Source organism: Schleiferilactobacillus shenzhenensis LY-73, assembly GCF_000469325.1.
GTDB lineage: Bacteria > Bacillota > Bacilli > Lactobacillales > Lactobacillaceae > Schleiferilactobacillus > Schleiferilactobacillus shenzhenensis.
Genome location: NZ_KI271601.1, coordinates 11829 through 37101 on the forward strand (window position 1 = coordinate 11829; position 25273 = coordinate 37101).

The following is a 25273-nucleotide window of genomic DNA, read 5'->3' on the forward strand; positions in this document are numbered from 1 at the left end:
TCCCGCCAACCATCTCCCGCTCCACGAGGCGGCAGCGCAGAGCGCAACGCCGTACCGGCCCAAATCGCCGGGCCTCGCAAACCAATCTCAAATACGAAAAAGGCTGGGACACCATCCACCACGCAGGCCATTGTCTGCGAGGTAGTGCCCCAGCCCTTTTCTTAACTTTATTTCGTCGCCGGATTGTCGATGTAAACAAACACATCACTGGGCAGCCGGATCAGCTCGTGGTAGCTGGCCGGGCGGCCGGCATGCATGCCGAGGCCATTGAACGGCGTGTTCTTGTAGGTCGCCTTCACCGTCGCCACGAACGCCGAGCGGGTACTCTGGTCAACTTTTGCCAGCGTCTTGGTCGGCCAAGGATAGGCCGCCGCCTCCGCCGGCACGATCGTCTTGCCAGTGGAAATCGTCGCCTCAGGACTGTTGATCTGGTACTTGGCCCCCTGCGTCCAGTACGTATACGTCTGGATCGGGTTGTGGCCGCTGCCGTTGTGCACCCGGACGAAGTACCCTTGCCCGTCCCGGGTCTGCAGGACCAATGCCCGGTAGCGGTATTCCAGCTGGATCGCGCTCTTGTCCGTCACCGTGTCGCTGTGCAGGAAGGTGGCGTAAATCATCCCGCCGAAGCCAGCCGCGACGATAACGATGAGCAGCATGTCTAAGAGAAAATTGGGCCAGGAGAACCGGCGGCGCTGGGTGACCAGCATTTTGAGCCGCCGCTGGCGAATGTTGTGTACCACGAATACCAAGATGATGACGACCAGCGTCCAGCAGGCGACGCCTAGCCAGTTCCAAGATGCCCACATGGGCGGATTCCCCTCTCCGATAAAAACCAAAACGTTGTGCCTTCATTATACCTTGGCCGGGCAATAGGCGAAACCCGTTGTGCCGGAATTGCCAATACCGAACATTGATTAGCCAGAGCGGACAAATTGTATCGAATATTTCCATTTTCTTATTGACGGCACCACCGCCGTACCGTAACATTAATTCTGCATGGCAAATATATTACATAGGGCGGCGGCAGCATGATCAAACACCACAGCACAGGCGCGCAACTGGGACTCTTCAGCATTGTTTTACTGGGCATCAACGGCATTATCGGGTCGGGGATCTTTCTTCTCCCGAACCAAGCAGCGGCGTTAATGGGGACGGCCGGCATCTTCTCGCTAGTCTTCGACGCGGCACTGGTCGTGACCATTGCGCTCTGCTTCGCGCAGGCGGCAACTTACTACGATGAGGACGGCGGGCCTTACTTGTACGCGAAGGATGCCTTCGGCGGCTTCGTGGGTTTTGAAGTCGGCTTCGTCACGTGGGCCATTCAAATCATTGCCGAGGCGACGATGGCCGTGGCCTTCGCCACCGCGCTGGGCGCGACCTTCCCGGCGCTCCACGGTCTGCTGGCGAAGAACATTACGGTGACGGTCCTGCTCGGCTTGATGGCCCTGATGAACATTGCCGGGGTCAAAGTCTCGAAGATCGTCAACAACATCGTGACGCTGTCGAAACTCATTCCCCTTCTGCTGTTCGTCACCATTGGTATCTTCTTCATCCGGGGCGGCAACTTCACCCCGCTCTTCCCCCAGGGTCATTACACGCCCGGTCACTTCGGTGCGGCGGCGGTGACGATGTTCTACGCCTTCGCCGGGTTTGAACGGGTGGTGGTGGCTGCTGGCGACATGAAAGACCCCCAGAAGAACCTGCCCCAGGCTCTGCTCATCATGGTCGGTATCGTCCTCGGTTTCTACTTATTGATTCAAACCGTCTGCACCGGCGTGCTGGGGGCAACGACCCTTGGTCATAGTACCGCGCCGATCCAGGCGGCCTTCGCCCGGTTCGCCGGCGGCTTCGGCAACGCCTTGGTCGCCGCCGGCACGCTGCTGTCCACCGCCGGTTTTCTGGTGGCCTCCAGTTACGTCACGCCCCGCTCCGGGGTAGCCCTGGCGGAACACGGTATGATGCCCGCCGCCATCGCCAAGCGGAACGGCAAGAACGCCCCGTATGTGGCGATTCTGATTTCCATCAGTATCAGCGTCCTGATCGCCTGGTCCGGCCAGTTCGGCTACCTTGCCCAGATCAGCGCGGTCTCCCGCTTCGCCCAGTACATCCCCACCTGTCTGGCCGTGCTGGTCTTCCAGCACACCCGGGCGGCGGTCCCCCACGCGTTCCGGCTGCCGCTGGGGCCCGTCATCCCCGTCGTCGCCATCGCCGTCAGTGTCTGGCTGCTCTGCCAAGTCACCCGACTGCAGCTGGTCCTCGGACTCGGCGCCCTGGTCGTGGCGATTCCTTTCTACTTCTTAATGACCCACCGCCAGGCCGTCGCCGCCAAGGATCTGTCCTAAGCCCCCAAGTAATCGCTGCCGTAAGTTTCTTGCAAGTAGCGGCGGACGGCGTGGAGAAAATGGGCGGGCGCCGGTGCCGGCGTTTCCTTCCGGGTGAGGATACAAATCGTCCGCCGGAAAGTCTCCGAAAAGGGATAAATATTCACGTTCCCCACCAGTTTCTGGAGGGCCAGGTCCGGCAGGATGCCGAATCCCAGGCCGCTTTCCACCATCGACAGGATCGATTGGTCATCGATGGAGTAGGCCAGGGAGTTCGGCGTCACGTTGTAGCGGTCCAGCGCTTTCTTCGTATCACCGTCGTAGTCGGCTTGCTGCAGAATGAAGTGCTGATCCTGGATGTCGGCCCCGGTCACGAATTGGCCGTTCTTCGGCTGGAAGTCCGCCGGCGTAACGCAGCGGATCGTGTCCGCCGCCACCGGTTCGACCTGGACGTTTTCTTCCACCGGCAGGGTGGAGAAACCGATGTCGACGGTGCCCAGCCGCACTTGGCGGGCAATCTCCGGGAAGGTCCCTTGAATGATCTCCACCTCCACTTGGGGGTAGCGCTTCTTGAATGCTTGAATGATCCCCGGCAGCCAGTTGATGCACACGCTGCTGAACGCGCCCAGCCGCACGAGTCCGGAATTCAGCCCTTGAATGCTGTCCGCGACTTGCTGCAGCTGGGCTTCTTTGTTGAGAATATCCTGGATCACCGGCAGAATCGTGCTGCCGTCCGGGGTCAGTTCCACGCCGGTGCGGTAGCGGATGAACAAGGGGAAACCGAGGGTCGTTTCGAGTTGAGAAATGGCGTGGCTCACCGCACTGGGGGTAATGTTCAAGCGGCCGGCGGCGGCCACGAAGGTCTTTTGCTGGACCACTTCCGTGAAGATCTGATACGCAAAGTCTGCCATGTTGGCCTCCTATGATGAAATGATTTCACCTAAAAATGAATAAGTTGAGTTTTACTAATCATAACACGGGCCGTATCATAATCATAGAGATTGAGTTGAGCGGCAAAAGGCTCGGCGCATAGAAGGAGATCGATCATGATGAGTAAACAATTTGCGGAGCGTACACTGAAGGCCACTGAGGCCGGGATCGCCGATGCATTTGCTGTCAGCGACAATGCGGACCTGATCTCCTTTGCCGGCGGCTTTCCGGATGCCGGTTTGTTCCCCAACGCCGAGATGGGCGACGCTTTTAAAGAAGCCTTTGGCAATACCCAGAACTTACTACAGTACCACGGCGACCACGGCTACCAGCCGCTGCGCGAGCAGCTGGCCCAGCGCCTGAGCAATGACGGCACCCCCACCCAGCCGGACGATATCATTTTGACCCAGGGCGCCCAGCAGGCCATCGACCTGGTGGCCCGGATGCTGATCAACCCGGGTGACGGCCTGGTCGTCGAGGCCCCGACATACTTTGGTGCATTGGGCGCCTTCGATAATTACGACCCGACGTATTACGAGATCCCGATGCAAGCCGACGGGATGGATATGCACGCCCTGCGCAAGGCCCTGATGGCTCATTCGTTCAAGCTCATCTACACCATCCCCGACTTCCAGAATCCCACCGGCGTGGTGATGTCCCTGGCTAAGCGGCAAGAACTGCTGCGCCTGGCGCGGGAATACAATGTCGTGGTACTGGAAGACTCCCCGTACCGCTGGCTCCGCTTCACCGGCGAACAGCTGCCCACGTTACGGGCGCTGGACACCGACGACCGGGTCATCTCCCTGGGCAGTTTCTCCAAGATCTTGGCCCCGGGCCTGCGCCTGGGCTGGGCCAGCGGCGGTCAGAAATGGATCGCCGCGATCGCCGCCTTGAAGAACGGGGCCGACCTGGAGAGCCCGTTCATGACGATGGTGGCCGTGTCCAACTACTTAGCGCACAACGACCTGGACGCCCACTTAGCCAAGCTGCGGGCCGTGTATCAGGCCAAGAAGGACGCCATGGTGCGAGTCTTGCACCAGGAACTGCCCGCCGGTTTCAGCGCGGATGATCCCCAAGGCGGCTTCTTCGTTTGGCTCACCGCGCCGGCGGGGGTGGACATGGGTGTCCTGCTGAAGGACGAGATCCTGCCCCAGGACCACATTGCCTACATCCCCAGCAAGAATCTGTATCCGTCCAAGCGCGTTGTCAACGCCGCGCGGCTGAACTTTACCGGCGAAGACGCGGCCACCATTCGGACCGGCATTGCCCGGCTGAGTGCCGCGCTGGCCCGGGCCACTCAGCCGACCGTGACGGCGGCATTGTCCTAACCCCTGAATATGGTATCTGAACAGCCCGCCCCCGCGGGCTGTTTTCATCCCCAAAACTTTTTTGGGAAAGCGGCCTACGTCGTTTTCACATTTGCAAGGCGCACCATCAGCGGCTCCTTTCTCACCATACCCGGGTTCGCCGGGGTGGCGGTCCACCGTCTGTATGTTGTACACCTACAAAAAGTAAGCACAACATATTGTGTTTTCCCCCAAGACCGCCTATACTGAGGATACGAAATCAAGCAGTACTTGGAGGGATTCATATGAGTCAAGTCGTAATTTATACGCGTAATGGGTGCATGCAGTGCAAGATGACCGAGCGTTATCTGGCTCAGCACAACGTTCCCTTTGAAGAACGCAATATTAATGAACAGCCGCAATACGTGGATCAACTGAAGGCCCAGGGCTTCCGTTCTCTGCCCGTCGTGATGCCCGCCAACGCGGACCCCATCGTCGGCTTCCGGCCGGATTCCTTGAAGGCTTTGGTCGGCTAATACTTTTTTGGATGGCCGCGCCTCATCCTCAGTAACAGCTAGGTGCTTCCCGCCTAGCTGTTTTTTTCGCCAATTTTGTTCCCGTGCACGCTGTATTCGCAGAAAGGACCGTGGTGGCCCATGTCACTGAAAGACTTGGACATTAAAGATGTATCGTATTTTAAGCTGAACAACGAGGTCAACCGCCCCGTTGACGGCAAGATTCCGTTGAACAAGGATAAGGAGGCCTTGGCGGCCTTTCTGAAAGAGAACGTTAAGCCGAACTGGAAGCACTTCGACACGATTCTCGACAAGATCGACTACTTGTTGGCCAACGACTACTTGGAAGAAGGCTTCATCGACAAGTATCCCCGTCAGTTCATCAGCGACTTGTACCAGCGCTTGCTGGACGTGGGCTTCCAGTTCCAGTCCTTCATGGCGGCGTACAAGTTCTATAACCAATACGCGATGAAGACCAACGACGGTGCCGAATACTTGGAGAACATCGAGGAGCGGGTCCTGTTCAATGCCCTCTACTTCGCCGATGGCAACCAGTCCTTAGCCACGGACCTGGCTGACGAGATCATCCACCAGCGCTACCAGCCGGCCACCCCGTCCTTCTTGAACGCTGGCCGGGCCCGTCGAGGTGAGTTCGTGTCCTGTTTCCTGATCCAGCTCACCGACGACATGAACAGCATCGGCCGGGGCATCAACTCCGCCCTCCAGCTGTCCCGCATCGGCGGCGGCGTGGGCATCGCCCTGTCCAACCTGCGCGAAGCCGGCGCCCCCATCAAGGGTATCGAAGGCGCGTCCAGCGGCGTACTGCCGGTGATGAAGCTCTTGGAGGACAGCTTTTCTTACAGTAATCAGCTGGGCCAGCGGCAAGGCGCCGGCGCCGTCTACCTGAACGTCTTCCACCCCGACATCATCCGCTTCTTGTCCGCGAAGAAAGAAAACGCCGACGAGAAGATTCGGGTGAAGACCCTGAGCCTGGGCGTGGTCGTACCGGACAAGTATTACGAATTGGTGCGCAATGATGCCGACATGTACCTGTTCTCCCCCTACTCCGTGGAACGGTTCTACGGCAAGCCCTTCGCTTACGTGGACATCACCAAGGAATACGACAACATGGTGGCCAATCCGGCGATCAAGAAGTACAAGATCAAGGCCCGGGATCTGGAGAACGAGATTTCTAAACTTCAGCAGGAATCCGGCTACCCTTACATCTTGAACGTGGACACCAGCAATCGGGACAACCCGATCGACGGCAAAATCGTGATGTCCAACCTCTGCTCCGAGATCCAGCAGGTGCAGACGCCGTCCGAGATCAACGATGCCCAAGAGTACATCAAGATGGGCAACGATGTCAGCTGCAACCTGGGCTCGACCAACATCTTGAACCTGATGCAGTCCCCCGATATGGGCCACTCCATCCGGATCATGACCCGTGCTCTGACCTACATCACCGACCACAGCGACATTGTCGCCGTGCCCAGCGTTGCCCACGGCAACAAGCAGAGCCACTCCATCGGCCTCGGCGCCATGGGTCTGCACACCTTCCTGGCGGTCAACCACATGCGCTACGGTTCCCCGGAAGCCCTGGACTTCACCAGCACCTACTTCATGCTGCTGAACTACTGGACGTTGGTGGAATCGAACAACATCGCCAAGGAACGCCACGAGACGTTCGCTAACTTTGAGAAATCCAAGTACGCAGACGGGACTTACTTCGACAAGTATGTTCAGCAGAGTTTCGCGCCGAAGACGGCCAAGGTCCAGGACCTATTTAAGGACATCTTCGTACCCACAGAAGCCGACTGGGCCAAGCTGCGGGACAACGTGAAGGAATACGGTCTGTATCACCAGAACCGGCTGGCCGTGGCGCCCACTGGGTCGATTTCTTACATCAACGATACCAGCGCCTCGCTGCACCCGATCACCCGGCTGGTAGAGGAACGGACAGAAAAGAAGAACGGCAAGCTGTACTTCCCGGCGCCGCACCTGAGCAACGATACGCTGCCGTACTACACCTCCGCTTACGACACCGACATGCGCAAGGTCATCGACACTTACGCTGCCGCGCAGCAACATGTGGATCAGGGAATGAGCTTGACCCTGTTCCTGCGGGCGACAATGCCGGAGGGCTTGTACGAATGGAAGCACGAGCCGGAGCAGACCACCCGAGACTTGAGTATCTTGCGGAACTACGCGTATTATAAGGGCATTAAGTCGTTGTACTACGTGCGGACGTTCACCGATAATTCGCAGGAAGTCGGGAGTAATGATTGCGAGTCGTGCATTATCTAGAGGGCGGAGCGGCCCGGTTAGAAGCGTAGGGATAAGACCGAAAGAAAGAAAAACCCGCACTTAGGTTTTGCTTTCTTTTGGGCTTATCCCCTAGCTTCTGGGCCGCGGAGCCCGTTTAGAGGCGGAACAATTCACGTGTTGACCCGGCGATTTGGGTCCTCCGCCCAGGGGGCCTGGAACGCCATGGGCACGACTTTGAACCAATGCAAAAAGCGCATTGTCTCAAAGCTCGGCCTTGTTGTAAGCGGCAAAGCCGCTAACAACAATTTCATGGCTGAGGCCCCCTGGGCTCCGGGCCCAAATCGCCTACATTCTCGCAACCACTCGCATCATTCCCCGATGTACTTGCCCAAGCGGCACGTTCGCACTAAGTCGTCCCCCATCGTAGTTCGGTAAAGGAGTTAAATATGTCTGAAACAAGCACCCATTATTACAAAGCCATCAACTGGAACGCCATCGAGGATCAGATCGATAAGTCGACCTGGGAGAAGCTGACGGAGCAGTTTTGGCTGGATACCCGGATCCCGTTGTCTAATGACCTGGATGATTGGCGCACATTGTCGCCCATGGAACACACATTGGTGGGTCACGTCTTTGGCGGGCTGACCTTGCTGGATACGCTGCAGTCCCAGGACGGGATCGACCAGCTGCGCAAGGATATTCGGACGCCCCAGGAACTGGCCGTGTTCAATAATATCCAGTTCATGGAATCGGTCCACGCCAAGAGTTATTCGTCCATTTTCAGCACGCTGAATACGGATGAAGAAATCGACGAGATTTTCACCTGGACGAACGGTAATCCTTACCTCCAGAAGAAGGCCCGGATCGTTAACGAGATCTACCAAAATGGGACGCCGCTGGAGAAAAAGGTCGCCAGTGTCTTCCTGGAAACCTTCCTGTTCTACTCCGGTTTCTACACCCCGCTCTATTACCTGGGGAACAATAAGCTGGCTAACGTGGCCGAGATCATCAAGCTGATCATCCGCGACGAGTCGGTCCATGGCACTTACATCGGCTACAAGTTCCAGCTGGGCTTCAACGAGCTGAGCGACGACGAGCAGAGCCGCTTCAAGGATTGGATGTACGACTTGCTCTACGACTTGTACAACAACGAGGAACAGTACACTGAGATGCTGTACGGCGACATTGGCTGGGTAGACGACGTGGAGACCTTCCTGCGTTACAACGCCAACAAGGCGCTGATGAACCTAGGCCAGGACCCGCTCTTCCCCGACACCGCTGATGACGTGAACCCCATCGTCATGAACGGCATCTCCAACGGGACCGCCAACCACGACTTCTTCTCGCAAGTCGGCAACGGCTACCTGCTGGGCCACGTGGAAGCAATGAACGACTCCGATTACGATATTGGCCGCCCGAAGAAGGACGACAAGAAGAAGTAAGATTCAGTGAGAAACGGAAAAAGGTCCCGACCGTCAAGTAGTCAGGGCCTTTTTTAGTGGCATAAATTAGTACCCCAAAAGCGAAACACGCTTCCTTAACAGTAAAAAACAGGATTTGTATGAACTACACTTCCTAAAATCCAGAAATTTCCAAATTAGTGAAGTATGCTTCATTTTTTAGGGCCTATTCTGACAGTTGCTCACGGGCAGGCCCAAGAAGCCAATCGACAACATTAATGATGGGGATGCCTGCAATTTCTGAAAACTCGTAATGCTGCTGAGTGACCACGATCTTCTGGTAGTTGTCCGGAACTTGGAGAAGATTATCGGTTTCGTGGGTATTCTCCGGCAACGCATACGTTACCTGGACATAGATGACGCCATCGCGATGCCGGGCGACAAAGTCAATCTCAACCTCATCGAGGCGGCCCACGTCCACGCTATACCCGCGGCGTAAGAGTTCCAGATAGACAATATTTTCCAACTGGTTACTCCGATTTCCTGGCCGCCGATCGATAGCCACGCTGCGTAACCCATTATCCACAATAAAATATTTGCCATTGCTTTTGAGGTAGTTTTTGCCCCGTAAGTCATACTGCCGGACACGGTAAAAAAGAAACGCGTCTTCGAGCAAACCAAGGTACCGATTAATGGTATGGGCATTGGTCTGCACGTGTTCATTTTGCAGTGTACCGACAATTTTTGTGGCACTGATAAGTTTGCCAACATTGTCTGCAAGATAGGCCGTTAGTGACTGCAACACTGTCAAGTCCCGAATCTCACCCCGAGAAGCCACGTCCTTCAACAAAATCGTGTTGTAAATGCCCGCCAGCAAATTGTCCTTCAAATCTGTATTGTCAGCTGTGACAACGGCTGGAAAGCCGCCATATTCTTCATATTCACGGAACGCAGCAGGCAGGCGCCGCTCGTCGTCCGCCGGGATGTCTTGTCCGGTTAAAAACTCAGCAAACGACAGCGGGTAAATCGGTATCTGAATATAGCGGCCGGAAAGCAATGTCGCCAGCTCACCCGACAGCATCATGGCATTTGATCCGGTAATGACGATATCGACTTGAAAACTAACGCGCACACCATTGATTACCCGCTGCCACCCCGGGACATATTGAATCTCGTCCACCAGTAAGTACTGCTGCCGGCCCTTAGTCAGGCGTTCTCCCAATAGTTGGTGCAACTGGTCTTCCGTGCGAATCGAAGCAAGTTCAAACGCTTCGAAATTTAAGTAGATGATGTTGTCGGCCGCAATGCCCTGGCCAAGCAAGTAGTCGCGATACTGCATCATCAGGACGGACTTCCCGCATCGGCGAACGCCCGTAATCACTTTAATAATGTCGTTGTCCATGGATTGAATCAGTTGATTTAGATAATGGGGCCGATTAATCACTGGGACCACCTCCATAATGAATTATACTTCAGAAATCTCAATTTTTAAACAAATTGTGAAGTATAATTCCTTAAATAAAAAATCCCCGAGTTTTGATCAACAAGCATAAATTTTGTGTGTATTTGTCGAACAATTTGTGAACGGGAGGTGAATAAATAACGGGTTTGCCACCCGACTTTTTACTTGTTTTCTGTCATATCAGTTTTTTGGAGGCGAATTAAGTAACGCCTTAGTATATATTTTGGGTAGCTTGAAAAATGTTGTTTACCCTGTTATCCTTACTTTGTTCTAAAAACATTGATAAGGAGACGATAGCATGAAGTTATCAAAAACGTTGGCTGTATCCCTTTTCTCTGCTTTTCTTCTTGGAGGTAGCGTTGGTCTCACAGCATTTTCGAATGTAGCAACTGCATCACAGTGATTACGACTCCCAGTGCCCCCGAAAATAGCGGCATTGATCCCAACAATCCCGTATTGGACCCTGCCGAAGAAACGCATTACATTTCTAACGAAGCATTTCTCAGTGCACTTAAGCAGATTGACCCAACAGCATACGCTAAGCTTTCTTCATCCGACAAGCAGTCACTGCTCCAGCAGGACATGTTGCGGCAAGGAAGCACGTACCTCAAAGTAACCCACTCTTATGTACGTTTATATTTGAATTCGGCTATTGTTAAAGTGATTCATCTGCTTGGTACCGGATTCATTGCATATAAACTTGGGAGCGTTCTAGTGAGTGCTGCAAGTGCTGTGGGGGTTAACCTTGTCGACTGAAACCACCAGTGGATTCACGGCAATGGCTGGAGAGCTTTGGGGACAGATTTCAGCTTCTCGAGGTATTTGGATTCAGTGTACTGGTCATGTAGTGCACGGGAAAAAGGGTGTTACGGTATACTACCCTTCGTACAGTTTTGGGTATCAGTAAAAGAAACTCACTTGTCAGGATTGCCGGATTAAAACCCGTAAATAACAGAAAGAACGTGAACCTATGCCGTCCTTATCTAAGACTTCCTCTTCTGTATTTAAGAACATGCCTTTGCTGCCCACGGTCGGATATTTCGTTCTTGCATCGGGTGCTGCCTTCCAAATTATGCACCCCCTTCATTTCTTTGGAGGAATCATTGCTGGATTGGTTGCACTCGTGGTGATTTGCACCGTATATCTAGAACTGGATTATGTTTGGTCCGCCAGCCATAATCAGGAACCATTTACCCGTCTTTGGACCCGCTCACCGCATAGTGCTTCATCATCGGAAGTGTCGCCACTCAACCGGCATGCAACAGTATACAGTGCCCTATTAGGAAGCGGCATTGGGATATTTGTTGCACCTCTCTGGCAAGCCTTGGGACACTGGCCACTCATCTTGTACGGTATTGTGGCTAGTATACTAACCTCAACGGCGATTATTCTGGGCATAGCCAAGCACAGTCGCTGAACAACGCACGTGGCACTCCAAAAGTCGGCAACGGTTGCCTGCTGGGCCATGTGGAAGCGATGAATGATTCAGATTATGAAATTTGGCGCTCCAAGAAGGACCACCAGAAGTAAGATTCAGTACGCAATAGGAAAAGCCCCGACCGCAGTTGCCATGTGGTCGGGGCTTTTCGTTCAGCGTGGCTTGACGCGTGAAATGAAGAAATGAAGTATACTTCCTTAAAGCCGGAAAATTAGCGTTTTCTGAAGTATAATTCACAAAATCCAGAAGGGGATGCGTCAATAGCGCATGCCTCGGATATGATGAGTAGTCCGTGAGTGATGGCGATTCCTCGCTTAGTCCTGATGGGTTTGATCTTTTTCGTCCTGCTTGTCCTCCGCCAGCATCCGCAACAGTGCTTTATCCCGCTGCTGCACGATCTTCCGGGCCTTTTCCGGGGTCCAGTCGAAGAAGCCTTTGCCGGTCTTCAAGCCCAGCTCGCCTTTCTTCACCTTGTCAGCCAACAGCGGGTTGACAGTAGTGGTGTTATCCAGCAGCGGCAGCAGGTACTGGCTGACACCGGCGAAGATGTCCAAGCCGCCCAAGTCGGCACTAACGGTCGGGCCCATGACGGCCCAGCGGCGGCCCAAGCTGTACTTCATGATCTCGTCGGTGGCTTCGGGGGTGGCGATACCCTCATCCACGATGTGCATCAGCTCCCGGCCGACCGCCATCTGGATACGGTTGCCGACGAAGCCCGGGGCTTCTTTCTTCAACGGCACCGCGTGCTTGCCGATGTGGTTCATCAGATCCACGGTGAGGGTGACGGTCTCCGGGGCGGTCTTGGCGCCGGGCACGACTTCGACCAAGGGCATAAGGTGGGCGGGATTGAAGAAATGCGCCACCACGAAGCGCTCCGGGTGTTTCAACGACGCTGCAATTTGTGTCGGGCTGAGACCCGAGGTGTTGGTCGCCAGGATGGCAGTCTCCGGGGCGATGGCTTCGACTTGGGCCCAGACCTTTTGCTTCAACCCCAAGTTCTCCGGCACGTTCTCAATGACGAAATCGGCGTGACTGAAGGCCAATTCTTGATCCTGAGTCGGGGTGATCCGGGCCATGATGGCGGGTACGTCGCTCTCTTCCACCACGCCGACACTGACAAAGGTCGCCAGGTCGTCCTGAATACTGGCCATGCCCTGCTTGAGGGCGTCTTCACTGGTATCGACTAAGTAGACCGGATAGCCGGCCCAGGCAAACTGCAAGGCCGTCGCGCGGCCCATTGTGCCGGCACCCAGGTTGCCAATGGTGTGAATATCGGATAATTGCATCGATGGATTCCTCCTAATTATTGTGACTTTTTGAACATCATCCATAGTGTAGGCGCAGATTTATTTTCTGTCACTGAAAACGACTCGGTACAAACAAAATGGCACCGGTGAGCTCTTGCCCGCCGGTGCCGTTTCTGATCTGTTCTTAAAAGTCCCAGTAAAAATAAATGTCCTGTTTATCTTCCTGCACCGTGTGGGCATAGCCCCGGGTGTTCAAGCCGCCAATTTGAAAGCCGGCGCCCAAGTAAAAGCGGCAGGCGATGACGTTGTTGTCTTGGCCAATCGTGTAGATGCCCTGGTAGCCGCGGCGCTGGGCTTCGGCCCGGGCACCTTGAATCAGGCGGCGGCCAATACCGCGGCCGCGGTAAGCTGCATTAACCTTGAGATCGTCCAAGTACAGATATTTGAACATGGCGTCTTCGTATGTGGCCAAACCCACCGGCTGGGTCCCGGCGAAGGCCCCCAAGGCGAACCCGTGCTGGGCGATATCCGTGTATTGGTAGTGCTCATCGGGAAACGTCTGCTCACTGGGCTTGGCCGCGGGGACCACCTCCTGGTGCCAGCCGGCCGCGTCCCGGGTGACGACCATGCGGCCAACGAGGCCGAACGGTTCGTTGGGCAGCTGCAAGGCCGCCGTATCGGCCGCGGTGAGCTGACGAATGACAATTGCTTCTTTATTTTCCGGCATAACCAATCACCATCGCAATCACGAGAATAATGAGGACGATCGTCGTAATCACCACATACATGGTGTCGTGCTCCACGGCGAAGGCATAAATCGAGACCACCACCCTCAGCACGGGGGTGAGAATGAGGAGAAAGAGACCGAGCATGATCACGGCGAAGGGCTTAAACGCCGCCACGCCGGCAAACATCGCCCGAAAGCCGAGGGGTACGGCGTTGCCGGGATAGCCGCTGCCGCCTTGGATAAACAACATCAGCAGTCCCAGACTGATGACGATGGCCGACACGACCACCCCGATTCGCAGGATCTGGCCAATCAGCCGTTCCACTTCATTCATTTCTTTTTGCCGAGCGGCCATCAGTGGATCACCCCGAATCCTTTAAGCGCCATCTGCACACCCATGTAAAGCAAAATGGGAATGAAAATCATCCGGATAACCCGGGAAGGCAGGTGCTGCATGATGCGGGTCCCCACCGTGGCCCCGAGCAGAATACCGATGGCCAGGGGCGCCGCAATTTGCGGTTGGATCGACCCATTGAAGAAATAGACCGTCGCGCTGGCCGCTGCGGTCACCCCCATCATCAGGTTGGATGTGGCACTGGACGGTTTCAGCGGCATCTTCATGATGGTATCCATGGCAATCACCTTGAAGGCCCCGCTGCCGATGCCCAGCAAGCCAGAGGCGATCCCGGCGCCGAACATCATGGCGAAGCCGCCGGGTACATTTCTCACCTGATAATCCACGTTCTGGTGGGCGATGATGTCGCGGTAGCTGCCGTTCAGATTCAGCTTCTCGGACCACTTGTCCGGGGTCACGGGCTGGTAACGTTCGTCAGCCGTACCCCGGAGCTTGCGGATCATGTTGGTACTGGAATAGAGGAGCAGCAGCCCGAAGAACACGTAGAGGACGCCGTGGGGGACGACACCGGTGAGCAGCGCCCCAGAAATGGCCCCCACCGTCGTGGCAATCTCCAGGAACATCGCTACCCGCAGGTTGAGCAGGTCATCCTTGATGTAGGCGATGGTGGCGCCGGAACTGGTGGCGATGACAGCAATGATACTGGCCCCGATGGCGTACTTGATATCGATGCCCATCATAATGGTCAGCACCGGGGTAATGATCATCCCGCCGCCGATGCCGAGGATGGCCCCCATCACACCGGCAAAGAGGCCGACCGCAGCCAGTAAGAGGACTTGTTGGACGATCATCGGTTACGCCTCCGGAGACTTGGTCGCGCGGGTGCGGCGGGTCGGTGTTTTCTTGGCGGCGGCTTTGCTGGTGCTCGTGGTTTTCTTCGCCGTCGTGGTACGCGTCGTCGTCTTCTTCGCCGGACTAGCCTTTGCTGCCGTGGTAGTCGCGCCACTCTTCCTGGCGGTACCGGTTTTCGCCGTCGACGACCTTTTGGCAGTGGCGGTTTTGGCGGTGCTCTTCTTCGCTGTAGCCGTTTTAGCCCCCACGGCCTTGGTCGCTGTCTTCCGCGTGGTCGTCTTCTTGGCGGGTGCCTTTGCGGCGGCCGTCTTGCGGGTCGTCGTCTTCTTCACTGGACTCTTGCGCCGAGTCGTCGTTGTTCCCCGGCGGGTGGCTGGCTTCTTGGCGGCGGCTTGGGCGGCCGCGGCCTTTTCCGCCGCTGCCTGCTCGGCCGGCGTCGGGTGCTCCACCGTCTGCAAGTAATCCCACTTCTCCTGGACCGCTTGAATGATCTGCGCCCGCACCTGGTCTTGGTGGCTAAGAAATTCCGTGACTGGGGCCACTTCGTCGATGCGCAGGTGGGAGACATTGATGTCGTCGGACTCGACAACGAGGTAGACGTTCACCGGGGCCGTCGCGTCCAGGTCGAAGAACTGGTAAAGCTTGTTGCTGTCGGCCAGGGGCAGGTTGATGACGTTGGTCTCCAACCGGAAGGTCACTGGCACCTCCGTACTGACAGTGAGGTTGGCCTGAGTCATCTGGCCCGCCGCGACGCTGGCCTCGAAGTTGTCCAGCACCTCGCCCAGTGCGGCGTCTAGCCCTTCCTTCTTGAGGGCGGCGGGCGTGCGGGTGACCGTCATCGTATGAATCTGCTCCGCCGGCACCATGTCGACGATTTTTTGGACTTGAATTTCCAAGATAGGGGACTCCTTTTCTTTCTACTTATTGTCCAATACTAACATAGGGAGAAAGGGAAATAAAAACGCGCGGGTCAACGACCGGCGTGTCTGGATGAACGCCAATTAGAACCTCCCGAATGCTGCCGAAATCCCGACGAAGATACACGCCAACCCGACAGCAATGCCCGCATACAACGCCATCTGCATGAAGAACGACGGTGAGGTGCCGGCCGTGCGTTTTATCCGGCGAAACCCCCGCCAAACCAGGAATAACAAACCGACGCCCAATAAGACAAAACCGCTGCCTAATAAAATGACCATTCAATCACTCACTTTCTACCGCTGGTACGGTTCTCAATCATTATCATAAACCATGGTAGAAACTACGCAACTCCCCGCCGTTAAAAATGCTGGGCGGCCCTCTGGGCGGTGCGGCCGCCCAGCAGGGCCAGGATCATCACTAGGGCCGCATCCACCCCGAGCGCGGTGCCGGTATATGGTCCCAGTGCGCGGGCGGCGATGTGCGCCGTGAGGCCGAGTTGATAGAATGGGTTCAGGGCGGCCAGCCACTGATCAGCGGCTGCCCCAAAGAACAGCGCCCCGCTCACCAGAATAGCGACGGTGGCGGCGACCGCCGTGAAGCGGTCCCGGCTGAGGACGCTCAACCAGTCCAGCAGCAGGAGGACCGCGGCGGTGAGCAGAACCATCGTCGCTGCGTTGCTCCAGAACACCGGCGTGAGCGTCACGACCCGGCTGCCCGCCACATGCCAAGGATAACGGCCGCCCCAGAGTGTCCGAGACAACACGGCGCTGCCCGCATAACCGGTGAGCGCCCAGCACGCGGCTTCGGCGCCGCTGATCAGGGCCGCCAGGCGCAGTTTATGCCAGCGCAGCTGCCGGCGAACGCCGGGCAGCGTCAGGAGCAGGCGGATACTGCCCTGCTCCCAGTCAGACCCGAATAGATTGGCCGTTTGCAGGATCACGATCACGAGGAAGGCCAGAAAGACGACCACGTTTTGGCTGGCGACGAAGAACGCAGCCGGCGTCAGCGTTGCGGCGTTTTCCCGGGGTGTCAAATGCTGAGCGGTGAGGTAGCGGTCACGCACGATGGCCGTGTGAATGGCTTGGGGACTGCGCTGGGAAAACGGCACCCCCGGCTTTTGCAGCAGCCGGAAATACGCGAGGCGGCGGGCCAGCAACGGGTCTTGACGGTTTTTCAACGCCCGGCCGTACGCGGTCACCACCCGCTGGGCCCGGGCCACCGCTTGGCGCTGCGTCTTTACCGCGGCTGTTTGGTCTTTCTTGGCCAGCTGCTTATCGGCGTCCACCAGCCGGTCGCTCTCATCCAGCAGAGTATTGTACTCTTGTGTGCTGGCTTGCTGCACCTGGCGCACGGCCACACCGTAGCTGCCAGCGAGGACGGCGAAGCCCAGGACGAATAACGCCCAGTGCAGCCACTGCCGCCGCCATTGTCTGAATTCCCACGCCATGGGCGCCACCGCCTTTCTCACAATAATTCGTTACGCTTCGTCGCCCGCCAGATGAGCCAGGCAAGAATCAGGACGCTCGTTCCACCGAGGCTGAGGAGCGCCGCCCACAGCGACACTTGGCTGGCTTGGACCGGCGGGAAGAGGTTGCTGATGGTGGCGCCGGCGAAATAACTGAGGTTGCGGATCGGCAGGAGCAGGCTGGCCCGGCCGTAGCGGCTGGTGTCCAGTGCCTGCATGTAGAGGACCTGCAGCGGCAGGTAATCCGTGCCGTAGAAGAGCCGGCTGGCTTGGAGGTAATTCAGGGGCAGCCAGCTGATCAGGAGGCCGGTCAGGTTCGGCAGCAGGCTGACGGCCGCTTCGCCCACCACCAGCAGGTACGCAGCCACCGCCAGGAGCAGCCGGCTCCAGTCCCGGCGCAAGCGGATAATGTACGTCAGCACGAAGCGGGCGAAGAGGTAGACCAGCAAGACACCCAGGAGAAAGACCGCCGCAACGGCGAGGACGACCTGCCAAGCAGGCCAGATTGCCAACTGACCGCTGAGCCGGGTCAGAATGGGGTAGGCCGCGGCCGCGTGGCCGCCCCGGACCCAGGCAAACAGGCCGCCGCCGACCAGAATCAACGCCAGCGTCAGCACCGCGTCCGTCATGAACACCAGCACCTGCGCCGCCATCAGGGCGCCCCGCTGTCCGGGCAGACAGGCCAGGAAGCGCCGGCGGGGACTCAGGGTGTCACTCACTTCTTCCACGTCCAGCAGTACGGTGAATATCAGCACGCCCACGATGGACGTCAGCAGCGGCAGGAAGCTGATGAGAAAGGCCCAGTCCTGCGTGCCGTACCGCAGCGATACCACCGGCTGGTGCTGGGCCACGAGCCGTTTGCCCAGCGCGGCCCGGTTGCGCAGCGTTTGGGTAAAGGAGACCGGTCCAAAGCGGTCCGTACTGGGCAGGAGCGTGGCGCCGTAAGGAATTACCAAATCATGGTTAAACGCCGCCGCGGCCCCGTCCCGCTCGGCCCGAGCCGTCCAAGTTTTCTGCTTAAAAAACGTCGTTAAGCCCGCCGCTGCCGTGGCTTGGGGACTGGGCGTCTCATTCATGGAATGGCCGCTGATCAGCTTCGCGTTGTCCTGCTGGGTCTGTTCCAGAACCCTGTTTTCTGCCCCCTGCCGCTGAGCGAAGAGGAACCAGGTGCTCCAGGTGAGCAGCACTAAGAGGCCGACCAGTACGACCCGCCGGCGGGAATGCCAATGACTCTTGAAGAGGAACCGATACAATGCCCCCATCCGTCTCACCTACGCAATCTCATGCTGGCCGAAGAGCTGGAAGTACAGGGCTTCAGTGCCCTGGCGGCTGGTCGTGACGTCCAGCAGCTCGTGGTCCGTGCCGGCCAGCCGTTGGCGCAGCGCCTGCATCGCTTCAGTGGGCAGCGCCACCGTCGCCTTGGTCGGGGTGAGCAGTGTCACCTGATCAGCCGGCAGAATGGTCCGGAGGAAGGCGGCGTCCTTGAGCACCACGGTGTAGGTTGTCGCCGGCGCCAGACTGCTGGCGGCCACCAGCCGGCCCTTAGTCAGAAACAGTACATCATCCGTTAAGCGGTCGACTTCGGCGAGGTCGTGGGACGAGAAGATGACGGTACTGCCCGCTTGGTGCAGGGCCAAGAGGGCGTTGCGCAGTGCCTGCACCGCTTTGGGGTCCAGTCCGTTGATCGGTTCGTCCAGCATCACCAGCTGCGGCTGGGGCAGCAGGGCCAGCACGATCAGCAGCAGCTGCTTCATGCCCAGCGAGTATGTTTTGACCTTTTTGGTAAGAAATTGGCCGATACCAAAGGCCGCCACGGTCGCCTCTACCCGGTCAGCCGGAACGCCGTAGCTGCGCTGGATCAGATCGATGTGGTCTTGCCCGGTCATGTTGGCAAATAACGTCTCGTTACTTTGCATATACGTCATGTCGGTGTAAATCGATTGATCTGTGTTGGGCCGATCCAAAACGGTGACACTGCCGCTGTCTGGCCGGCCGAGGTTGGCAATGATATCCAGAAGCGTGGTCTTGCCGCTGCCGTTGGGCGCTACCAGAGCGATGATCGCCGGCTCGCTCACGGTCCAGTCCAGGTGGTCGAGAACGACCTGACGGCCGAATGATTTTGTTAAGTCGTGCAATGCCAGGATGGTCATCTGAATCAACGCTCCTTCCTTACCCGCCGCCAGTGAATGATCCCGAAAGCGGCGACGATCACGGCCGTGCCGCCGCCTGCTGTCCACCAGAGAATCGTCTGCAGCCGCTGCTGGGCTTGTTCTTCTGCCTTGCTGGTGGCGGTGGCCAGGCGCCGGTCCACCGTCACGGTGAAGTCCTGCGTCACTTTCCCCACGCTGACAGAGACCGCGTACTTGCCCAGTTGCAAATCGGCGTGGGGAATGAACAGGGTGAAGTTCGAATGGGGAGCCATCATGACGTGGGTCAGGGTCCGCCGGCGCAATCGGGTGGCGTGGTCCAGGGAGCGGACCGTGGCCATGGCTGTGCCGGCATCGAGGATATTTCCCACATGGTTGGCAACGTCCACGGTGATACCGTCCCGGCCTTGGTACTCCGCCGGCTGAGGATCACTGATGGTGGCCGCGGCGGTCGGCGGGGTCCCCGGCACGGTGACCAATAATTCGGTGTTATTCGTAATCGGCCGCGGGTTCAGCAGCGAGTCGCTTTTGGCGGACATCCCGATATACCCGGCAACGACCTCCCCCGCCGCCGCATTCTGCGGCATGGTGACGGTGAACGTCACGGTTCTGGTCTCATCCGGCGCAAAATTGACCGGCGTACTGGGCAGGCCGGTGACCAGCGCCCCAAAATTGGGCGCACCGTCGAGGACCAGGCGCTGACCGTTGATATCGGTTTGGGCTTTCATCGTCCCAAAATCATCCGTCAGCATCGGCCCGGCCGTGAAGGTGACGGGGACATCGGCTTGGTTACCAATGATCGTCAGTGTCGCCCGCAGCGTGCGCTGCTCGCCAGGGTGCAGCGTGAGTTTGTCCACCGAGCGGCCGCCCATATCAATAATCTGCGGGCCCTCAATCGTCCAATCGGCGCGGACCACTTGGGGTGTCCACCAAAGAATACCCAGAAGCAATACGAGCCACCACCCAATACGCCGCCGCATGACCGCCACCTCCTTCCTTGCAATTAGTATATCACTGCACATGGGGGGTAAACATCGGTCGCGTTATCGGACCGCCTTTCGGTGGTGCTTTTCACTTACCCGAGGGCGACCACATGGTCAAACAACCCCCGATTCTCATCGTGCAGCTGGTGGGTGACGAAAATGACCGTGAGGCCCTTCTGCTTCAAAAAACTATTCTCCACCTTCAACGCACTTGCCTCGTCTAAACTGCTCGTCCCCTCATCGATCAGCATGATCCGGCGATGACGTAAAATTCCCCGGGCCATGGCCAAACGTTGGCGTTGACCGCCGGAGAACAACCGCCCTGCTTCGCCCACTGGTGTATCCAAACCGGCCGGAAGCTGGCGGACAAACTCGCCTAAGTCGGCTTGATCTAATGCGGCCAGAATTTGCTTGTCAGAAAAGGCCTCGCCTAACGCAATATTATCCCGCACGGTGCCGTTAAAGACATAGGGCAATTGATCAATGTACAGCACATTGTCCCGTAATGACCGCCCCGAGATTGTCTTCAGCGGTATACCAGCGACGAGAATATTGCCTTCGTACCGCGTCAGCTTGCCGTCCAAAATATTCAGCAGGGTAGACTTACCCACCCCCGAGGGGCCGGTGATCGCGACTTTCTCCCCATTGCGGACGACCAGGGACAGCGGTCTGAGCGCAGGGTGGTCGGCCCCAGGATAACGATAAGCGGCACTCACCAACTGGACGGTGGCCGGTTTTTCTGCGGGGAGCGTCACTTGCCCCGCCGCAGTCGGCTCGGGTGCTGGCGCATATTTAGCAAACAGCGGCCGGATAGCTTTCATTTCTGCCACAACCGGCCCGACGTTCGCCATGCTGTTCAGGATGTTGTACGACAGGTTGCCCGTCGCCATGATTGCGCCGACAGGGGCCATCCCCCAGAGAACCAGCAGGCCTGTCCAGACACCGATCCCCACCTGACTGACGATACTGGCGTATCCAGCAACGGCACCCATGCCCGCTTGGACTTTCTTCTGCTGCACCCGCAGACCGGCCACCCGCTCGGCTGCCGCCGCGATTTGGTCAACAATGCGGTGCTGCAGGTTCAGGGCGAATAAGGTGTCGAACCCTTGCAAGAACGTTTGCACTTGATTCAGAAAGTGCTCGTTTCCCTGCGTCACGGCCACGTTCACTTTCGCCATCTGTTTGCTGAGCAGTTGGGGGACCGAGAACGTCGCCAGGCCCAATACGACGCTGACGACCACCAGCGTCCAATTGAAACTGACCAGAGCGCCGATGGTGAAGCCCGTATCACAGATCACCTGCACCATGTTGAAATAATTCTGAAAGCCCTGAGTCTCAATCATGGCAATATCGTTGGTCAGCCAAGATCCATAAGTACCGGTATCGTGCCGGTGGAAAAAGGCATAGTCACCGCCCGTGGCATTAGCGGCAATCGTCACCCGCACGTCCAGACTCATCTTCTGTGTGAGCACGCCCTCGAGATATTGCGTCACGTACAGCATAATCGTTAGCGCGGTAAAAACACCCACGTCTGCCATGGTCCAAAATAGGAACCGGTGCATATCTTTGGCCACCAACCCATTGAGTTCATTCGCAATCAGCAACCCATGGGAGACCCGCAGCGCTGAACAGAGAACCAGCAGCACTGTGACCAGGGCAGTTAACCCTTTATGTTTTAAAAAATACGCGGACATCCGCCATCACCCAGCTTTCTTCTTGTCTGATGCCCAGAATACTGGCGAGGGTGCGCCGTTGCTGATGGGTTTGCAGATATGCAAGTAAGATTATGCCGGGGCTTCAGTTCCTGCTATAGTATGACCAGAAAGGAGGCGGTGGCCGTGCCGTATGGTGCCCTCATTCGCCAGATACGAGAAGCCAAGCACATCCGCTTAGCCGACATCGCTGACGAACAATTGTCCGTGGCGCTTCTGTCCCGCTTTGAACGGGGTGAAGCCGATATGACCGTCACCAAGTTCCTGCATCTGCTGCACCGCCTGCACGTCACGCCAGACGAATTCGTGCACCGTGCAGGCAAGACCGATGAGCCTGTTCGCGGACCAGTGGGTTTCTTCGGTCACTTCAACGATTTCTACCTGCAACCGGATACCGCTGATACACCGGCCAGTCTGCAGGCCGCCCTCGCCCAAGCCCAACACCTGGCCACTGAGACGCAGACGGACTACCAGCGGGAACCTTCCCGCTGGCACCTGATCAATTGGCGCGGCGCCCAGGTGCACGAAAACGTGCTGCGCCGCTACCTTGCTTTGCCCACCGTGCCAGTGGATCTGCATCCGGTCCAAGATTACTTGCTCAATCTCGACATGTGGACCGCCGTGGACTTCCAAATCTATGCCTACTTTCTCTCACACCTCGATGATGAAGCCAACCGGCTCATCTGGCACGCGGCTGTGAAGAATACCGCCATGACCCAACTGACTAGCGATTCTGCTCACATTATCCTGGCCGTCGGTGAAGCCCAGTTCCAGAGCTTCATCGTCCACGGCCGCACCAATGACGCTGGCGATGTCCTCAAGACGCTGGCCGAAATGGTCAGGCAGCAACCGCTGATGCCGCATCAAATTCACCAGTTGTTCAATGAAGGCTGGTACGCCTATGTCACCCGCCCCGCCGGCAAGTCGGCTGCTGTTCAATCGATGGACCAAGCCATTTCTATCCTGACGATTCTGCACCATCCCTTCGAAGCCAAATACTATCAGCAGCTCAAAAACAAAATTACCCACGCTGACCCTCGGCCCATCATCCCGGATATCTGGCTCTGACCACCCGTCAGCGGCAAAAAAAAGCCCCGTCACCTGCACTGTAACCAACACAGTGCAGCGTGACGGGGCCTTCCGGCTAGGAAACGATATTAGAAATTACTTGTTCGACTCGATGGTCTTCTCGGTCTTCGTCTGCAGGTCCTTGAGTCCAGCGGTGGGATCTTCTTTACTGGTGACGGTCTTGTCGACGAATTCCAGCAAGTTGTTGCGGAACTCACCGTAACCGGCAAAGATGGTGGAAGCGAAGGAATGATCATTTGCTTCAGCAGCCGCCTTGAACTGCGGTACTTTCTTCAAGTAGTCTTGGTAGATCTTGCTCTTGACGCCGCTCTTAGTCACCGGTGTGTAACCTGAATCCACGGCCCACTGGGCGGTGTTATCGGTCTTCATCAAGAACTTCATGAACGCCCAGGCACCGTCTTGCTGGGCCTTGGATGCACCCTTGAAGACAACGTTGACGTTGCCGGCCAGAGCGGACGTGGACTTGCCGTTATAAGCCGGCACCAGCGCAGTGTTCCAGTGCAGCGTCTTGGGTGCTTGCTGGAGCAGCGCCGGGATGGTGGCGGAGGAACCGACACCGAAGACGGTCTTGCTGGCCGCGAACGGATAGGAGAAGTACTTATCCGAGCCGGCAGTACGAGCGTAACCCTTGCCGATCATATCCATCAGCGTCTTCTCGGCGGTGACGGTCTTCGGATTATCCATATTCACCTTCAGCTTCGGAGTGACGAACTGACTGCCGGCCGCATAAGCCATGCCTTCCAGCTCCATGTCGTAACTGCTGTCGAAGATCAGCGTGTACAGCTTGTCTTTCTTCAGGGTATCGCCGTAGGACGCTAACTCTTCCCACGTCGTCGGCACCTTCAGGTTGTACTTCTTCAACAGATCTTCATTGTAGAAAAGCACCCGGGTGGACAGCGAATACGGTGTCGCGTACTGCTTGCCCTGATAAGTCCCAGTGGCCCAGAAGGAAGCATTGATGTCGCTCTTCTCGGCGGCGGTCAGCTTGTTCGCGCCGGAGCTGATCTCACTGTCCAGCGGTTGGAGCAAGCCGCTCTTCACATAGTCGCCGATGTTCGTGTACGGGGCTTGGGCCATGACGGGCAGCGTCTTGGACTTAGCCGCCGCCATGATCTTCTGCTGCAAGGCGTCGTAGGAGCCTTGGGAAGTCGCGACGACTTTATACTTCGTCTGCGACTTGTTGAATTTATCGATCAGCTTTTGCTGGGCTTTGTCCCAACTGCCGGTCATCCGGTGCCAGTAAGTAATGGTGACAGGCTTGCTGCTCTTACTGCTGCTGCTGCTCGAACTGCTGCTGTTACCGCTGCAGCCTGCCAACACGAGCAATGTAGCCAGCGCGAGTGTGGACACCAGCGCCAGGAGCTTGGTTTTCTTCATAATTTGTATGTCCCTCATTTTCTTTTGTCCGAGGAATGCCAATGAACGACAATGGAAGCCACTCCCCGTTGATTTGTCCCTAGCCAAGACATCCTTATTATGCAATACAATCCCCCACCCGTCAACGAAACTGTCCGGGAATATCCGAACATTCTCCCTTCTTTATGCATGTAAGCGCTGGCATTGTTCGGGTTTAAGTAAGAAAGGTGTATTCCGACCTCAGGGCTGGTCAGAAAATTGTTGCCGAGCCGGGGTCGCGGTAATTGGCGATGATGATGTCGCGATATTGTGGGGCCGTGAAACCACAGTGCTTGCCTCCAATCATCGGCAATGCCATAATGACAATCAACAAATCCCGCTGTGAAGGTGATATACATGCGTCGACATCATCGATCGTATTGGCTCAAATTAGCGATCACACTTGGCGCCATCATTGTTTTTGGCGTATTAGCGATAGGCTTTGGTCTGTACCATCACATCTGGTTCAACATCCTCAGCTGCGCCATTCTTGGCTGGCTGACAACGTTCTGGATATTTCCTGATGCTGATGAATCTAAGCCGGGCATACAGAAGGGTTTTTGGCGTTGATTCCCGGCAGCAAATGTTGAAAAAAAGCCCTCATGCGGGCTTTTTTTCATACCAAGAATTCAATGACGATCTGGTTTGTGTGCTCGTCGCGTCCTGCCCAATAACCCATTCACCGCCGCGGCAACAAAAAATAGAATTGCCGCAACTCCGACAGCAATGCCCAATAACAAGATCCCATAAATATTCACGG

Annotated in this window: 23 protein-coding genes; 8 read left to right on the forward strand and 15 right to left on the reverse strand. The window is 56.9% G+C overall.

Features of this window, described 5'->3' with window-relative positions; translation table 11 throughout:
* Positions 1-167: 167 nt before the first annotated feature.
* Entirely contained in the window at positions 168-806 is a 639-nt protein-coding gene (locus L248_RS11695) for an LVIS_2131 family protein (protein WP_022530445.1), read from the reverse strand.
* Between the two features lie 222 nt (positions 807-1028).
* Between L248_RS11695 and L248_RS11700 the strand changes: the two genes are divergently transcribed.
* Positions 1029-2342, forward strand: coding sequence for an APC family permease (locus tag L248_RS11700; RefSeq protein WP_022530446.1), 1314 nt, complete (start codon positions 1029-1031; stop codon positions 2340-2342).
* On the opposite strand, the gene L248_RS11705 is transcribed toward L248_RS11700, so the two are convergent.
* Complete coding sequence (locus L248_RS11705; protein WP_022530447.1) at positions 2339-3232, reverse strand: LysR family transcriptional regulator; 894 nt, start codon at positions 3230-3232, stop codon at positions 2339-2341. The two genes, L248_RS11700 and L248_RS11705, sit on opposite strands and share 4 nt — an antisense overlap.
* 135 nt (positions 3233-3367) lie before the next feature.
* Between L248_RS11705 and L248_RS11710 the strand changes: the two genes are divergently transcribed.
* The 4 genes from L248_RS11710 to nrdF all read left to right on the forward strand — a co-directional run bounded on the left by L248_RS11710 (position 3368) and on the right by nrdF (position 8762).
* The gene (locus L248_RS11710) at positions 3368-4579 is read left to right on the forward strand and encodes an aminotransferase-like domain-containing protein (protein WP_022530448.1); all 1212 of its coding nucleotides are present in this window, start codon (positions 3368-3370) and stop codon (positions 4577-4579) included.
* Between the two features lie 263 nt (positions 4580-4842).
* Positions 4843-5073 carry a glutaredoxin-like protein NrdH gene (gene nrdH, locus L248_RS11715; RefSeq protein WP_040536611.1) on the forward strand — a complete coding sequence of 77 codons (231 nt, stop codon included), beginning with the start codon at positions 4843-4845 and terminating at the stop codon, positions 5071-5073.
* Between the two features lie 120 nt (positions 5074-5193).
* Positions 5194-7359 carry a class 1b ribonucleoside-diphosphate reductase subunit alpha gene (gene nrdE, locus L248_RS11720; protein ID WP_022530450.1) on the forward strand — a complete coding sequence of 722 codons (2166 nt, stop codon included), beginning with the start codon at positions 5194-5196 and terminating at the stop codon, positions 7357-7359.
* Between the two features lie 407 nt (positions 7360-7766).
* A complete protein-coding gene (nrdF, locus tag L248_RS11725; RefSeq protein ID WP_022530452.1) occupies positions 7767-8762 on the forward strand; it encodes a class 1b ribonucleoside-diphosphate reductase subunit beta in 996 nt (331 codons plus the stop codon).
* Positions 8763-8946: 184 nt separating this feature from the next.
* Here the strand turns inward: nrdF and L248_RS11730 are convergent, their stop codons facing one another.
* Entirely contained in the window at positions 8947-10164 is a 1218-nt protein-coding gene (locus L248_RS11730) for an ATP-binding protein (protein WP_022530453.1), read from the reverse strand.
* A gap of 417 nt (positions 10165-10581) precedes the next feature.
* On the opposite strand from L248_RS11730, the gene L248_RS11735 reads away from it, so the two are divergent.
* Complete coding sequence (locus L248_RS11735) at positions 10582-10938, forward strand: hypothetical protein (protein WP_040536616.1); 357 nt, start codon at positions 10582-10584, stop codon at positions 10936-10938.
* 996 nt (positions 10939-11934) lie between these two features.
* On the opposite strand, the gene L248_RS11740 is transcribed toward L248_RS11735, so the two are convergent.
* The 11 genes from L248_RS11740 to L248_RS11790 all read right to left on the reverse strand — a co-directional run bounded on the left by L248_RS11740 (position 11935) and on the right by L248_RS11790 (position 22011).
* Positions 11935-12906 carry a 3-hydroxyacyl-CoA dehydrogenase family protein gene (locus L248_RS11740; RefSeq protein WP_022530454.1) on the reverse strand — a complete coding sequence of 324 codons (972 nt, stop codon included), beginning with the start codon at positions 12904-12906 and terminating at the stop codon, positions 11935-11937.
* Positions 12907-13051: 145 nt separating this feature from the next.
* The gene (locus L248_RS11745; protein ID WP_022530455.1) at positions 13052-13594 is read right to left on the reverse strand and encodes a GNAT family N-acetyltransferase; all 543 of its coding nucleotides are present in this window, start codon (positions 13592-13594) and stop codon (positions 13052-13054) included.
* Positions 13581-13949 (reverse strand): DUF1634 domain-containing protein, encoded by a 369-nt coding sequence (locus L248_RS11750; protein ID WP_022530456.1) that lies wholly within the window; start codon positions 13947-13949, stop codon positions 13581-13583. The genes L248_RS11745 and L248_RS11750 overlap by 14 nt, the downstream gene beginning before the upstream one ends.
* Positions 13949-14800, reverse strand: coding sequence for a sulfite exporter TauE/SafE family protein (locus tag L248_RS11755; protein ID WP_022530457.1), 852 nt, complete (start codon positions 14798-14800; stop codon positions 13949-13951). Before L248_RS11755 ends, L248_RS11750 begins: the two co-directional genes overlap by 1 nt.
* Before the next feature lie 3 nt (positions 14801-14803).
* Complete coding sequence (locus L248_RS15365; protein ID WP_022530458.1) at positions 14804-15697, reverse strand: hypothetical protein; 894 nt, start codon at positions 15695-15697, stop codon at positions 14804-14806.
* Between the two features lie 105 nt (positions 15698-15802).
* Positions 15803-16000, reverse strand: a complete 198-nt coding sequence (locus tag L248_RS11765; RefSeq protein ID WP_022530459.1) for a hypothetical protein — start codon at positions 15998-16000, stop codon at positions 15803-15805.
* 80 nt (positions 16001-16080) lie between these two features.
* The gene (locus L248_RS11770; protein ID WP_040536618.1) at positions 16081-17169 is read right to left on the reverse strand and encodes an ABC transporter permease subunit; all 1089 of its coding nucleotides are present in this window, start codon (positions 17167-17169) and stop codon (positions 16081-16083) included.
* Positions 17170-17186: 17 nt separating this feature from the next.
* Positions 17187-18449 (reverse strand): hypothetical protein, encoded by a 1263-nt coding sequence (locus L248_RS11775; protein ID WP_022530461.1) that lies wholly within the window; start codon positions 18447-18449, stop codon positions 17187-17189.
* Between the two features lie 9 nt (positions 18450-18458).
* Complete coding sequence (locus L248_RS11780) at positions 18459-19337, reverse strand: ABC transporter ATP-binding protein (RefSeq protein WP_022530462.1); 879 nt, start codon at positions 19335-19337, stop codon at positions 18459-18461.
* A gap of 5 nt (positions 19338-19342) precedes the next feature.
* Positions 19343-20314: a WxL protein host-binding domain-containing protein gene (locus L248_RS11785; protein ID WP_040536620.1), complete on the reverse strand. Its 972-nt coding sequence runs from the start codon at positions 20312-20314 to the stop codon at positions 19343-19345.
* 95 nt (positions 20315-20409) lie between these two features.
* Positions 20410-22011 carry an ABC transporter ATP-binding protein gene (locus tag L248_RS11790; RefSeq protein WP_022530464.1) on the reverse strand — a complete coding sequence of 534 codons (1602 nt, stop codon included), beginning with the start codon at positions 22009-22011 and terminating at the stop codon, positions 20410-20412.
* A 144-nt stretch (positions 22012-22155) separates the two neighbouring features.
* On the opposite strand from L248_RS11790, the gene L248_RS11795 reads away from it, so the two are divergent.
* On the forward strand, positions 22156-23097 hold the full coding sequence (locus tag L248_RS11795) for a helix-turn-helix domain-containing protein (protein WP_040536622.1): 942 nt from the start codon (positions 22156-22158) through the stop codon (positions 23095-23097).
* Between the two features lie 96 nt (positions 23098-23193).
* On the opposite strand, the gene L248_RS11800 is transcribed toward L248_RS11795, so the two are convergent.
* On the reverse strand, positions 23194-24495 hold the full coding sequence (locus L248_RS11800; protein ID WP_022530466.1) for an ABC transporter substrate-binding protein: 1302 nt from the start codon (positions 24493-24495) through the stop codon (positions 23194-23196).
* A 375-nt stretch (positions 24496-24870) separates the two neighbouring features.
* Between L248_RS11800 and L248_RS11805 the strand changes: the two genes are divergently transcribed.
* Positions 24871-25083: a hypothetical protein gene (locus tag L248_RS11805; protein WP_040536625.1), complete on the forward strand. Its 213-nt coding sequence runs from the start codon at positions 24871-24873 to the stop codon at positions 25081-25083.
* Positions 25084-25273 lie beyond the last annotated feature (190 nt).